Source organism: Streptomyces sp. OR43 (assembly GCF_008042275.1).
Taxonomy (GTDB): Bacteria; Actinomycetota; Actinomycetes; order Streptomycetales; family Streptomycetaceae; genus Streptomyces.
This window is the reverse complement of record NZ_RDBK01000008.1, coordinates 1-12,295: the sequence shown is the minus strand read 5'-3', so window position 1 is coordinate 12,295 and position 12,295 is coordinate 1. Positions and strand designations below refer to the sequence as shown.

Annotated in this window: 13 protein-coding genes and 1 pseudogene; 7 read left to right on the top strand and 7 right to left on the bottom strand. The window is 72.1% G+C overall.

Annotation, left to right across the window (positions count from 1 at the left end; genetic code table 11):
* The coding region (locus tag EAO72_RS42750) for a M1 family aminopeptidase (RefSeq protein WP_261991310.1) at positions 1-1,062 on the bottom strand (1,062 nt) is incomplete at its 3' end.
* A 126-nt stretch (positions 1,063-1,188) separates the two neighbouring features.
* Between EAO72_RS42750 and EAO72_RS03995 the strand changes: the two genes are divergently transcribed.
* The 3 genes from EAO72_RS03995 (at position 1,189) to EAO72_RS03985 (ending at position 3,293) form a co-directional block, all read left to right on the top strand.
* The gene (locus EAO72_RS03995; protein WP_148015822.1) at positions 1,189-1,701 is read left to right on the top strand and encodes a MarR family winged helix-turn-helix transcriptional regulator; all 513 of its coding nucleotides are present in this window, start codon (positions 1,189-1,191) and stop codon (positions 1,699-1,701) included.
* 5 nt (positions 1,702-1,706) lie between these two features.
* Complete coding sequence (locus tag EAO72_RS03990; RefSeq protein ID WP_261991308.1) at positions 1,707-2,396, top strand: MFS transporter; 690 nt, start codon at positions 1,707-1,709, stop codon at positions 2,394-2,396.
* Between the two features lie 204 nt (positions 2,397-2,600).
* Complete coding sequence (locus EAO72_RS03985; protein WP_261991307.1) at positions 2,601-3,293, top strand: hypothetical protein; 693 nt, start codon at positions 2,601-2,603, stop codon at positions 3,291-3,293.
* 42 nt (positions 3,294-3,335) lie between these two features.
* On the opposite strand, the gene EAO72_RS03980 is transcribed toward EAO72_RS03985, so the two are convergent.
* Together EAO72_RS03980 and EAO72_RS03975 are read right to left on the bottom strand one after the other, a co-directional pair.
* Complete coding sequence (locus tag EAO72_RS03980) at positions 3,336-3,662, bottom strand: chorismate mutase (protein ID WP_148015821.1); 327 nt, start codon at positions 3,660-3,662, stop codon at positions 3,336-3,338.
* Between the two features lie 25 nt (positions 3,663-3,687).
* On the bottom strand, positions 3,688-4,566 hold the full coding sequence (locus tag EAO72_RS03975) for a helix-turn-helix domain-containing protein (RefSeq protein WP_148015820.1): 879 nt from the start codon (positions 4,564-4,566) through the stop codon (positions 3,688-3,690).
* A 236-nt stretch (positions 4,567-4,802) separates the two neighbouring features.
* Between EAO72_RS03975 and EAO72_RS03970 the strand changes: the two genes are divergently transcribed.
* Positions 4,803-6,605, top strand: coding sequence for a glycoside hydrolase family 35 protein (locus EAO72_RS03970; RefSeq protein WP_148015819.1), 1,803 nt, complete (start codon positions 4,803-4,805; stop codon positions 6,603-6,605).
* Between the two features lie 39 nt (positions 6,606-6,644).
* Here EAO72_RS03970 and EAO72_RS42745 read toward each other — a convergent pair.
* A pseudogene (locus EAO72_RS42745) lies at positions 6,645-6,833 on the bottom strand (beta-galactosidase); the annotation flags it as partial.
* Between the two features lie 161 nt (positions 6,834-6,994).
* Here EAO72_RS42745 and EAO72_RS03960 point away from each other — a divergent pair.
* Together EAO72_RS03960 and EAO72_RS03955 are read left to right on the top strand one after the other, a co-directional pair.
* Positions 6,995-7,903: a hypothetical protein gene (locus EAO72_RS03960; protein ID WP_148015818.1), complete on the top strand. Its 909-nt coding sequence runs from the start codon at positions 6,995-6,997 to the stop codon at positions 7,901-7,903.
* A gap of 80 nt (positions 7,904-7,983) precedes the next feature.
* A complete protein-coding gene (locus EAO72_RS03955; protein WP_261991306.1) occupies positions 7,984-8,991 on the top strand; it encodes an ankyrin repeat domain-containing protein in 1,008 nt (335 codons plus the stop codon).
* 96 nt (positions 8,992-9,087) lie between these two features.
* On the opposite strand, the gene EAO72_RS03950 is transcribed toward EAO72_RS03955, so the two are convergent.
* From EAO72_RS03950 to EAO72_RS03940, 3 genes are all read right to left on the bottom strand, one after another.
* A complete protein-coding gene (locus EAO72_RS03950) occupies positions 9,088-10,767 on the bottom strand; it encodes a DEAD/DEAH box helicase (RefSeq protein WP_148015817.1) in 1,680 nt (559 codons plus the stop codon).
* 257 nt (positions 10,768-11,024) lie between these two features.
* The gene (locus tag EAO72_RS03945) at positions 11,025-11,228 is read right to left on the bottom strand and encodes a cold-shock protein (RefSeq protein ID WP_015607926.1); all 204 of its coding nucleotides are present in this window, start codon (positions 11,226-11,228) and stop codon (positions 11,025-11,027) included.
* 307 nt (positions 11,229-11,535) lie between these two features.
* Entirely contained in the window at positions 11,536-12,147 is a 612-nt protein-coding gene (locus EAO72_RS03940) for a TetR/AcrR family transcriptional regulator (protein WP_148015816.1), read from the bottom strand.
* Here EAO72_RS03940 and EAO72_RS03935 point away from each other — a divergent pair.
* Positions 12,124-12,295 (top strand): helix-turn-helix domain-containing protein (locus EAO72_RS03935; protein WP_148016400.1); only part of this gene is annotated, 172 nt, incomplete at its 3' end. The two genes, EAO72_RS03940 and EAO72_RS03935, sit on opposite strands and share 24 nt — an antisense overlap.

The following is a 12,295-nucleotide window of genomic DNA, read 5'->3' as shown; positions in this document are numbered from 1 at the left end:
GGTGGAGGGGCGCTGGTCGGCGTCGTATCCCCAGCCCTTGCGGGCGACGCCGAAGTCGACCCAGGTGTCGGTGAAGCGGGTGGCTTCGGCGAGGGTCTGGTAGCCCATGTACTCGGCGAAGGACTCGTTGAGCCAGATGTCGTCCCACCAGGCGAGGGTGACGAGGTCGCCGAACCACATGTGGGCCATTTCGTGGGCGATGACCATGCCGCGGGTCTGGCGTTCGGTGTCGGTGACGGCGGAGCGGTAGATGAATTCGTCGCGGAAGGTGACGAGGCCGGGGTTCTCCATGGCGCCCGCGTTGAATTCGGGGACGAAGGCCTGGTCGTAGGAGTCGAACGGGTAGGGCTCGTCGAACTTCTCCTGGAACCGGTCGAAGCAGGCGCGGGTGATGTCGAGGATCTCGTCGGCGTCGGCGTCGAGGTGGGGCGCCAGGGAGCGGCGGCAGTGGATTCCGAAGGGCAGTCCGGCGTGTTCGGTGGTCACGGAGTGGAAGGGGCCTGCGGCGACGGCGACGAGGTAGGTGGAGACGGGGGGTGTGGGGGCGAGGGTCCAGCGGCCGTCGCCGGTGTGCTGGGCGATGCCGTTGCCGAGGACGGTCCAGCCTTCGGGGGCGGTGACGGTGAGGGCGAAGACGGACTTGAGGTCGGGCTGGTCGAACGCGGCGAAGACGCGCTGGACGTCCTCCATGAAGAGCTGGGTGTAGACGTAGGTCTCGTTGTCGCTGGGGTCGGTGAAGCGGTGCATGCCTTCGCCGGTGCGGGAGTAGCGCATGGCGGCGTCGATGCGCAGTTCGTGGGGGCCCGCGGTGAGGGCGGTGAGGGGGAAGCGGTTCCCGTCGAGGTCCGCGGGGTCCAGTGTGTGTCCGTCGAGGCTGATGGAGCGCAAGGTGGCGGGCTTGAGCTCGACGAAGGTGTCACCGGCGGCGAGGGCGGTGAACTGGATGACGGTACGGGAGTCGAAGGTCTCCTCCCCCGCGGTCAGATCGAGGTCGATCGTGTACCGCTGTACGTCGAGGAACTGGGCTCGGGCCTGCGCTTCATCGCGCGTCAGTACGGACATGGGAGCCATGCTGCCGTATGCGGCGGGCGGTGTGCAGGCGGGTTCTCGCAGGGCTGACGAGGCCCGTGGAGGTCCTTTGAGGGCTAAGATTCTTGATGACGTTGTACGTGTGTGGAGGGGTGCGGGATGGCGAAGGACCAGGACGCGGTGGCGTCGATCGTCGCGGACTGGCGGCGGGAGCGGCCCGAGCTGGATACGGCTCCGCTGGAGGTGTTCGGCCGGCTGCACCGGGCGTTTCTGCGCTACAGCGCGGCGATCTCGCGGCCGGTGGAGCGCAAGGGTCTGTCGATGGCCGGTTTCGATGTGCTGACGGCGTTGCGGCGGGCGGGGGCGCCGTTCCGGCGTACGGCGGGTGAGCTGGCCGATTCGGGGCTGATCAGTTCGGCGGGGGTGACGTTGCGGATAGACCGTCTGGAGAAGGACGGGCTGATCCGGCGGGAGCGTGATCCGCAGGACCGCCGGGTGGTTCACTCGCGGCTGACGGACGAGGGTCTGTCGGTGATCGACGCGTTGTTCTCGGAGCATCTGGACAATGAGCGGCGGATGCTGGCGGGGTTGTCGCCGGCGGAGTGCGCGCAGTTGGCGGGGCTGCTGGAGAAGCTGGAGCGGTCTGTGCTGGCGGCGGAGTCGGGCGAGTAGGCGGGGTGGGGGGCCCCGCCCCCACCGCCCAGGAACCCGGGGCAGCGACCACCGCCACCCCCGCGGAACGCGCCGCGACCGGTGTCCGCGGCCTGTTCACGGGCCGCTACCGGCGCCGCACACTCGTCGTCGGCGCGATCTGGTTCACCGGCTACTTCGTCAACTACGGCGTGACGTCCTGGCTGCCCAGCATTTACAAGGACGCGTACGGCCTCACCCTCTCCGACGCCCTGCTCTACTCCACGGTGACCTCGGTCGCCGGCCTGCTCGGCTGCCTGGTCGTCGCCCTCACCGTGGACGTCCTCGGCCGCCGCCGGATCTTCGCGATCTGCCTCGGCGCCTCGGCCGCGCTCCTGCTCACCCTGGCAGCGCTCGGCGCCGGCACCCCCGCGCAGGTCCTGATCTGGACCTCGCTCTCGGCGGTCGGCTTCTTCGGCTCCAACATCTGCCTCTACCTGTACACACCCGAGCTCTACCCGACCCGGATGCGCGCCCTGGGATGCAGCGTCGGTGGCGCGGTCAACCGGCTGGGCGTGATCCTCGGCCCGGTCCTGGTGGGCGTGGTCTACGCGGCCGGCGACAGCGTCGCCGCGGTGTTCGTGATGCTCGGAGCGGTGTCCCTGGTGGGCGCGGTGGTGGCGGGGACCCTCGCCGAGGAGACGGCGAACCGGCCGCTGGAGGAGATCTCGCCCTGACAGCGGCCATCGCCCCGACGACGGCCGCAACCGCCGGGGCTTCTGTCGCGTCCCGCGTTGCGACGGAAAGCGACAGGAGCGGCAGACCGGCTCTCTCGCACGGATCGGGGCGGGACGGAGTGGGCAGTGACCGGACAGGTGAGTGGGATCGCCGGGGCGCATGTCCCGGGCGCGCGTGAAAGGCCGCCCCGGATCACGGGGGTCGTGCCATGGGCAGTGGCAGCGGGCGCCATCGCCTGGGGTGTCGCGGGAAGCGTGCGCGCCGCACACATGGCGAACTATCCCTGGAACGTATGGACACCGATCGGCTACGGGGCGGTCAAGGGCGTGTTCCTGGGACTGCTGGCCGGCTGGTGCGCGGTGCTGGGCGTTCGGGCCGGACGGACAGTGCACCGGGCGAAGGGTGGCACAGCGGTCCGGTGCTCGGTGCCACTCTTCACCGGCGGGCTGCTGGGCGGGCTGGTGCCCGGGTCACTGCGCGATTTCCTGGGGCCGCCGCAGCCCCGTACCTTGCTCTACTTCGACGGCCCGAGGCCCGCAGCCCAGTGGTACTGGCGGCCCCTGTTGTCCGAGTGGCTGATTTACACGGTGCTCCCGGCGCTGGGCTGTGCGGTGCTTCTGACGGTGGGCGCTGTGGTGTGTGCCCGGTCCTCGCGCCGCGCCGGCGCCGGCTGGGTGGTGCCCGCCCTGGTGGGTACGGGCCTGCTGCTCCTCCCCCACTACGCGGCAGCCGGTCTGCCCGCCCCGCAGGGAAACGGTGATCACGTCAACGAGTCGGCGACGGCCGGGATCACCGTCATGGCTACGGGAATCGGTCTGCTGGTATGGGCCTGGGTCGCCCGGTCGCGGCGCAGGCGGCCGGACCAGCGGTCCGGAGGACGCCCCTGCGCCCCATGAGTTCCGGTCCACCCGGAACGGCCGGCTGGGGACGGGCCTGCCTCAGGCCGCGCCGCCCGCCGCCGACTCCTCCGCGATCCGCTCATGGTGGCGGATGACCTCCGCCACGATGAAGTTCAGCAGCTTCTCGGCGAACGCCGGGTCCAGATGGGCGCTCTCCGCCAGTTGACGGAGCCGGGCGATCTGGCGGGACTCGCGGGCCGGGTCGGCCGGGGGGAGCTGGTGGGCGGCCTTGAGGTGGCCGACCTGCTGGGTGCACTTGAAGCGCTCGGCCAGCATGTGGACGACAGCCGCGTCGATGTTGTCGATGCTCTCGCGCAGCCGGTTCAGTTCGGCGCCGACGGAATCGTCGATGTTGCTCGTGGTCATGGTCAGCGAGCTTAGACGGAACGGGCTACGGGATGATCGTCGGCGGGTGTTCCGGGTCCGGAACACGGTCGCTCCAGCCGCCCGGCACGCTGCGCCCCTGCTGTTCGCGGAAGCGGACCGGGGCCATGCCGACGCGGCGGGCGAACAGCCGGGAGAAGTACGCCGGATCGTCGTACCCCACCCGCCGGGCGACAGCGGCGACGGGCAGATCGCCGGTGGCCAGGAGTTCCTTGGCACGGCCGAGGCGGATGCCGAGCAGGTAGTCCTTCGGGCTGCACCCGGCCCCCCGCCGCACCGCCGTGCGCAGTTCGGCGGGCGTCATGCCGTGCCGGGCGGCGTGCTCGGCGACGGAGAACGGCTGGAAGGCGTCACGGGCCAGGGCCTGCAGCACCGGGTCTCCGTCGGGGCTGACGTCGGCGCGCGCCCGGCGGAGCGCGACGAGGAGTTCGTGGACGGCCGCCCCCGTCTCCACCTCCAGCAGGGGGTTGCCCCGCCGGGCCGCCCGTACCATCCGGCCGATCGCGGCCCGCGGCGCCGCGGTGTCGGCGAGCGGGACGAGCGGGCGTTCGGGTTCGATGTAGCCGAGTTCGGTGTACGTAGTGGTGGCGGGCCCGCTGAAGTCGACGAAGCTCTCGTCCCAGCCGGTGACCGGGTCGGCGCCGTAGTGGTGCGGGGTGCCGGGGGTCAGCCAGATCAGGCTGGGCGCGGTGACGGGCACCCGGCGCCCGTCGGGACCGGCGAACCATCCGCTGCCCGCGCTGATGACGACGGCCACGTGGTGGTCCAGGGTGCGGGGGCCGACGGTCGGCAGCGTGCCGTGCTGCAGGCCCACCCCCAGGCAGACCAGGCCGAGGCGGTGGTGGAGCGGGCTCGGGGTGAAGAAGCGCATCCAGGTGTGGTACATCGGTCTTCGTTCCTCCGTCCGCGACCGTGTGACGTGCGGCGTCGTGTGCTGCATCGCGTGCTGCGTCCAATCAGCAGTGATCTTTGTCCATGGACCGCCCGCACGCCAGGGGTGAGGCTGGGCCGTGACCTTGCTCCCGGATTCGTCCGCTCCGTCCCACGTACCGTGTTCCGTTCGTACCGGGCCGCGCGGCGCGGCGTTCACGGGACCGCGCGCATCAGGAGAGAACGAGCACGATGGCTGACTTCACCGTGGCGGACGACCACTTCCGGATCGACGGGAAGCCCGTACGGCTGCTGTCGGGGGCCCTGCACTACTTCCGGGTGCACGAGGCGCAGTGGGAGCACCGGCTGTCGATGCTGCGGGCGATGGGCCTGAACTGCGTCGAGACGTACGTGCCGTGGAACCTCCACGAGCCGCGGCCCGGCGAGTTCCGGGACGTCGGGGCGCTCGGCCGCTTCCTGGACGCGGCGGGGCGGGCCGGTCTGTGGGCGATCGTCCGCCCGGGGCCGTACATCTGCGCGGAGTGGGAGAACGGCGGGCTGCCGGCCTGGGTGACCGGGCGGTTCGGCCGGCGGGTGCGGACCCGGGACGCCGGGTACCTGGACGCGGTGGAGCGGTGGTTCGCCGCGCTGCTGCCGCAGGTGGTGGAGCGGCAGAGCGACCGCGGCGGGCCGGTGATCATGGTGCAGGCGGAGAACGAGTACGGCAGCTACGGCACCGACGCCGCCTATCTGCGCCGGATCACGGCGATGCTCGGTGAGGCCGGTGTGAACGTCCCGCTGTTCACCTCCGACGGTCCCGAGGACCACATGCTCACCGGCGGTTCGGTGCCCGGCCTGCTCGCCACCGCGAACTTCGGTTCGGGCGCGCGCGAGGCCTTCCGGGTGCTGCGCCGTCATCAGCCCGGTGGCCCGCTGATGTGCATGGAGTTCTGGTGCGGCTGGTTCGAGCACTGGGGCGCGCCGCCGGTCCTGCGGGATCCGGCGCAGGCCGCCGACGCGCTGCGGGAGATCCTGGAGTGCGGGGCCTCGGTGAACATCTACATGGCGCACGGGGGGACGAACTTCGCGGGCTGGGCGGGCGCCAACCGCTCCGGACCCCTCCAGGACGGGGACCTGCTGCCGACGGTGACGTCGTACGACTACGACGCGCCGGTAGACGAGTACGGCCGGGCCACGGAGAAGTTCCGCCTGTTCCGGGAGATCCTCGCCCCGTACGCGGACGGGCCGCTGCCCCCGCTGCCCGCCGAGCCCACCGGCCTGCCCCCGGTGCGGGCCGAGCTGGCCGAGTGGGCGCCGCTGCCCGACGTCATGGCGGCGCTGGGTGACGAGGAGACGGCGGAGTCCGGTGTGCCGCCCACGTTCGAGGAGCTGGGGGTGGACCGCGGCCTGGTGCGCTACCGCGTCGCCGTTCCGGGGCCGCGCGCCCCGTACACCCTGGGGGTCTCGGGCCTGCGGGACCGGGCTGTGGTGTACGTGGACGGGGTCCGCCGGGGCGTGCTGAGCGAGACGGACAGCACGCTGGCGGAGCCCGTGGGCGGGCCCGCCGAGGTGGAGCTGTGGGTGGAGTCGCTGGGCCGCGTCAACTACGGGCCCCGGCTGGGCGAGCCGAAGGGGATTACGGGCGGCGTGCTGCACGAGCGCCAGTTCCTGCACGGCGTACGGGCACGGGCGCTGCGGCTCGACGCGTTCGACGGGCCGGACGCGTTGGAGGGTGTCCCGTTCGTGCCGGTCGACGGGTCCGGGGGGACCGGCCTGTACCGGGGCACGTTCGAGGTCGCCGACGTGTCCGGGACGGGGCACGCGGGGTTCGAACTGCCGGGCTGGACCCGTGGGTTCGTCTGGGTGAACGGGTTCTGCCTCGGGCGCTACTGGGCGGCGGGCCCGCAGCGAACGCTGTACGTGCCGGGCCCGGTGCTGCGCGACGGAACCAACGAGGTGTGGGTGCTGGAGGTGGAGGGTGCGGCTGCCCCGTACGCCCAGCTGGGACCGGGGGCGCCCGTGCGTGCGGCCGGTCCGGCGGACGCGGACGTCTGACTGGCCCCGCCCCCCGCCCCGGCGGACGCGGACGTCTGACGGGCCCGCCGCCCAGTAGCGCCCGAGGCAGAACCCGTTCACCCAGACGAACCCACGGGTCCAGCCCGGCAGTTCGAACCCCGCGTGCCCCGTCCCGGACACGTCGGCGACCTCGAACGTGCCCCGGTACAGGCCGGTCCCCCCGGACCCGTCGACCGGCACGAACGGGACACCCTCCAACGCGTCCGGCCCGTCGGCCCTGGGAGCTGTCCGCCACGTCCCCACCCCACTTCGCGACGCTCGACTCCGCTCCACTGTAGACCGGGGAGGGCGGGCGCGGACATCTGACCGGCCCGCCCTCCCCGGTCTACAGTGGAGCGGAGTCGAGCGTCGCGAAGTGGGGTGGGGACGTGGCGGACAGCTCCCAGGGCAGCCCGGTGGTACACGGTTTCCCGCATCTGGACACCGTCCGCTCCGCGATCACCGCGCTGTACCGCCGCCTGTCGTACGACGGCGTGCACCGCTTCGCCCCGAGTCTCGCCCCCGCCGACGCGGCGTTCGCCGACGCGGACGATCTGCACCTCGGAGCGCAGCGGGTGGCGCGGGCGATGGTGCAGCACCTGCGGCTGCCGGACGCGCGGATGATCGTGGCGTTCCGTGCGATGGAGCACGCGGGAAGCGTCGAACTCGCGGCGGGACCCGAGTACTTCATCGAGCTGAACGACCGCTTCCGTACCCATCGCCGGGACATCGGCGCCGCGCTGTCGCACGAGGTCATGCACGTGCTGCTGCACCGGCTCGGTCTGGAGTTCCCCGGGACCCGGGACAACGAGATCCTCACCGACACCGCGGCGGCGTATCTGGGGGCGGGCTGGCTGCTGCTGGACGCGTTCCGGGAGGACGCCACGTCCAGCCAGAAGCTCGGCTACCTCACTCCGGAGGAGTTCGGGTACGTGCTGGCCAAGCGGGCGCTCGCCTTCGACGAGGATCCCTCGCCGTGGTTCACCAGCCCTCAGGCGTACACCGCGTACACCAAGGGCAGGGCACAGGCCCTGCGCGAGAGCGCGCAGCCGCCGCTGACGGCCGCGGGCTGGGCGGGCCGCCGCCGGTACGCCAAGGACCGGCGGTACGCCCAGGAACATCCCGGTGCGGCTCCGGTCCCGGGCCCCGGGGTGCCGTACGCGTTCGAGGCGGGCGGGGACGGGCTGCGGGTCGCGTTCGCGTGCCCGACGTGCCATCAGCGCAACAGGGTGCCGGTCCGCGGCCGGGTGCGGGCACGGTGCGCGCTGTGCCGGACCGTGCTGGACTGCACCACCTGAGAACGGTCCGCTGCCGCACCGTCCGAGAACGGTCCGCTCCGGGCAAGTGGCCTTGCCGCGCGGCGTATTACAGTCGAAATGTGACAGAAGATCCGATGACGGCAGCGGCGGGCGGACCCCGCCTGTCCGATGCGTTGTACGAGGGCGAGAACGCCGTCGTACAGCTGCTCCGCAGCGGCGTGTCCGCCGAGTCGGTCGACGAGGACGGGGCGAGTGCGCTCTATCTCGCGGCGGTGTCGGACCGTCCGGGGGTGGTGCGGCTGCTCCTCGCGGCGGGCGCCGACCCCGACCGGGCCTGTGGTCCGGAGGCGGGTGATCTGCCGCTGTGCGGGGCGGCGTGCGGCGGGCACACCGAGGTGGTCGAGGCCCTGCTGGCGGCCGGGGCGCGGCCGGATCTGCGGGAACAGTTCGGATTCACGGCGTTGCGGTGGGCCGTGGGGCTCGGTCACGCGCGGACCGCCGAGGTGCTGCTGGCGTACGGCGCCGACCCCTGCCTGCCGGGCCCCGAGGGCGAGTCGCCGCTGCTGCTCGCGGCGCGGCGGGGCTCCCTGCCGACGGTCCGCGCGCTGCTGAGCCATGGCGCGGGAGCGGTGGAGGGCGCCGTCGAGGAGGCGCTGGGCGAGGCGCGGCGCATGCTGGACACCGACCTGGAGCAGGAGATGCGGGCGGGTCTGCGGGAGTTGTACGGGGACGGTGACGCGCACGAGGTGGTGGTGCGCCGGAGCGTGGTCGACGGCGGTCGGACGCTGACCGCCGAACTCGTCCGCGACGGCCGGCCGGCCGCGGGCCGGGACCAGCAGACGGGGCACGGTGCGATCGCCACGGTCCTGGAGGCGGAGCTGGGTGTGCGCGCCTCCTTCGAGGAACTGGCGCGGCGGGCTCTGCGGTCCGGGGAGCCGGGGCTGGACAACTGGCAGGTATCGGCCGAGGCGCTGTGCGAGCGCGGCGACGAGGAGACCCGCCAGGCGGCGGCCGCGTGGTGTGCGGCGGACGACCTGTTGCTGCGGGCGTTCGGCACGGAGGTGCTGGGGCGGCTGGGGGCGGCTGAACGAACCCGTCCGGGCAGCACAGACCCGTCCGCGCGATAGAACAAGCCCGTCCGGCGTTCGAGGACGGAAGCGGCGCTCCGGGCGAACCCGGCTGCCGCTCCGTCCTCGAACGCCGGACGGGCTGAAACGTGACCGCTACGCGGCGCGACGACCCCGCGCAGGCGCGCCACCGCGGCCGGCGCCACCGGCGCGGCCCGCGCCACCGGAGCCTCCGGAGCGACCGGCACCACCCGCACCGCCGGTGCGTCCGGCACCACCGGAACCTCCGGAGCGACCCGTGCCACTGCCGCCCGCACCACTGCCACCGGCAGCAGCCGCGCCGCCGGTGCCACCGCGCCGGCCCCGGCCGCGGCTGCCCGAGCGGAACCCGCCGCCGGTGCCGGTGCCCGTACCCGTGCCGCCGCCGGACCGCGTGCGCGGCTTCGGCGGGGTCGGCTGCGGGACCTCGATCACGATCGCGATCCCGGACGGTTCGCGCGCCCCGGTGATCCGGGTGAGCTCCTCGTCGCTGGACCTGATGCGCGTGGTGCGGGGGGCGATGCCCGCGTCCTGCATCAGCCGGGTCATCTCCCGCTTCTCCTCGGGCAGCACCAGCGTGACGACGCTGCCGGACTCGCCGGCGCGCGCCGTGCGCCCACCGCGGTGGAGGTAGTCCTTGTGGTCGGTGGGCGGGTCCACGTTGACCACCAGGTCGAGGTCGTCGACATGGATGCCGCGGGCCGCCACGTTCGTCGCGACGAGCACGGTGACCTCACCGGTCTTGAACTGGTCCAGGGTCCGGTTGCGCTGCGGCTGGGAGCGCCCGCCGTGCAGCGCGGAGGCCCGGACACCGCTGGCGAGCAGCCGCTTGGCGAAGCGGTCCGCGGCGCGCTTGGTGTCGACGAACATGATCACGCGGCCCTCGCGGGCGGCGATCTTCGTGGCGACGGCCTTCTTGTCGGTCTCGTCGAGTACATGGAGCACGTGATGCTCCATGGTGGTGACGGCGCCGGCGGACGGGTCGACCGAGTGCACGACGGGGTCGGTCAGGAACATCTTGACCAGCCGGTCGATGTTCTTGTCCAGGGTCGCGGAGAACAGCATGCGCTGTCCGCCTTCCTCGACCTGCTTGAGCAGGGCGACGACCTGCGGCATGAAGCCCATGTCGGCCATCTGGTCGGCCTCGTCGAGGACGGTGATGGCGACGTCGTCCAGGCGGCAGTCGCCGCGCTCGATGAGGTCCTTGAGCCGGCCCGGCGTGGCGACGAGCACTTCCGCGCCGCGGCGCAGCGTGCCGGACTGCTTGCTGATCGACATGCCGCCGACGACGGTGGCCATCCGCAGGTTGACGGCGGTGGCGTACGGCGTCAGCGCGTCGGTGACCTGCTGGGCGAGCTCGCGGGTCGGGACGAGGACGAGCGCCAGCGGCGCCTTCGGCTCGGAGCGGCGCCCGGCGGTGCGGGCGAGCAGGGCGAGGCCGAAGGCGAGGGTCTTGCCGGAGCCGGTGCGGCCGCGGCCGAGGATGTCCCGGCCGGCGAGCGAGTTCGGCAGGGTGGCGCCCTGGATCGGGAACGGGTCGGTGACGCCCTGCGCGGCAAGGGTTTTCAGCAGGGCGGCGGGCATGTCCAGCTCGGCGAACGCCTCGACGGCGGGCAGTGCGGGGGTGATGGTTTCGGGCAGGGCGAACTCGCCCTGCGGCGGCGTGGCCCTGCGACGGGGAGACGCCTTGCCGGATCCCTTGCCGGAACCCTGTGCGGTTGCCTTTGCCTGGGCCGTGCCACGCCCCCTCGACGGGCGATTGCGGGCGGGACGGTCCTGACGTTCGGAGCGGGTCATACGGAATTGCCCTCCTGGGGGATTCCTGGGAATACGTGGGACTGCTGGGGACTACGGGAGAGTTCCGGGGCTGCGTGGACATGCGGTCGTACCGCCGTACGCGGAGCGCGGAACGCCCGGGACTCCCGGGGTGCTTCGTCGCACCCGGTGCGGGGCGCCGGCCGGCGCCCGTCTTTGCGCTACTTCCCAGGGACAGCACAAGCCGGGACCCGCACCTTCACGGTGCGGGCCCCGGCTGCGAGGTACGCGTCCGGCAATTAGGCCGGGACGATGTTCTCCGCCTGCGGGCCCTTCTGGCCCTGCGTGACGTCGAAGGAGACCTTCTGGCCCTCCTGGAGCTCACGGAAGCCCTGGGTGGCGATGTTGGAGTAGTGGGCGAAGACGTCGGCGCCGCCGCCGTCCTGCTCGATGAAGCCGAAGCCCTTTTCCGAGTTGAACCACTTCACGGTTCCAGTAGCCATGTCATTCTCCTAAAACAGGTGCAGTGCCGGAAATCCGCACTTTACGAATTCCAAGTCGCCGCATTGAGCCCCACCCGGAGAAAGCCGGAAAACAATAAAGCGCCTGAGGAAGCATTCCCGTCAGGCGCACATAAAGTTCATGGGTACCAAAACTGCAACCGGACCACCGTAGCACGATCTGCCGACCAGCGGTGGGACACGCCGCGCCGATGGCCGGAGGACTCCCGGGAGATCCCTTGGGGCGTCCGGCCGGGGGGCCTTTCGAAAATGTTCGGACCCGTCCGGGGGACCTCGTCCCCCGGCGGTATCAGTGACGCGACGCGATGCCGTCCAGGACCATCGAGAGGTACTGGCGGGCGATCTCCTCCGGGCTGTGCCGCCCGCCCGGCCGGTACCAGGACGCGGCGACCCAGACGGTGTCGCGGACGAACCGGTAGGTGAGGCGGATGTCGAGGTCGTCCCGGAAGGTCCGGTCGGCGACGCCGCGCTCCAGTGTGCCGAGCCAGGCCTTCTCGAACTTCTCCTGGGACTCGACGAGGTACTGGAACCGGGGCTGGTCCGCCAGGTGCCGGGCCTCCTTCTGGTAGATGGCGACGGCGGCACGGTGCCGGTCGATCTCGCGGAAGGACTCGGTGACGAGTGCCTCGATGGTCTCCCGGGGTCCGAGCCCCGCGTCGAGGACGGCGTCGTACCCCTCCCAGAGTTCGTTGAGGAAGGTGGAGAGGATCTCGTCGAGCATCGATTCCTTGGAATCGAAGTGGTAGTAGAGGCTGCCCGCGAGCATGCCGGCCGCGTCCGCGATCCTGCGGACGGTCGTGGCGTTGTATCCCTGGGCGGCGAACACCTCGGCGGCGGTGGCGAGCAGTTCGTCACGACGCTCGGGCGAGGGGGTCCCCTGGGGCTTCTTCTTGGTAGGCACCCGCCCATTCTCCGCCCGGCCGCCGAGGTGTTCGCCGCCCAGGGATACAACGCCACGACCGTCCGCAGGATCGCGGACGCGGCCGGCATGCTCGCGGGCAGCCTCTACTACCACTTCGATTCCAAGGAATCGATGCTCGACGAGATCC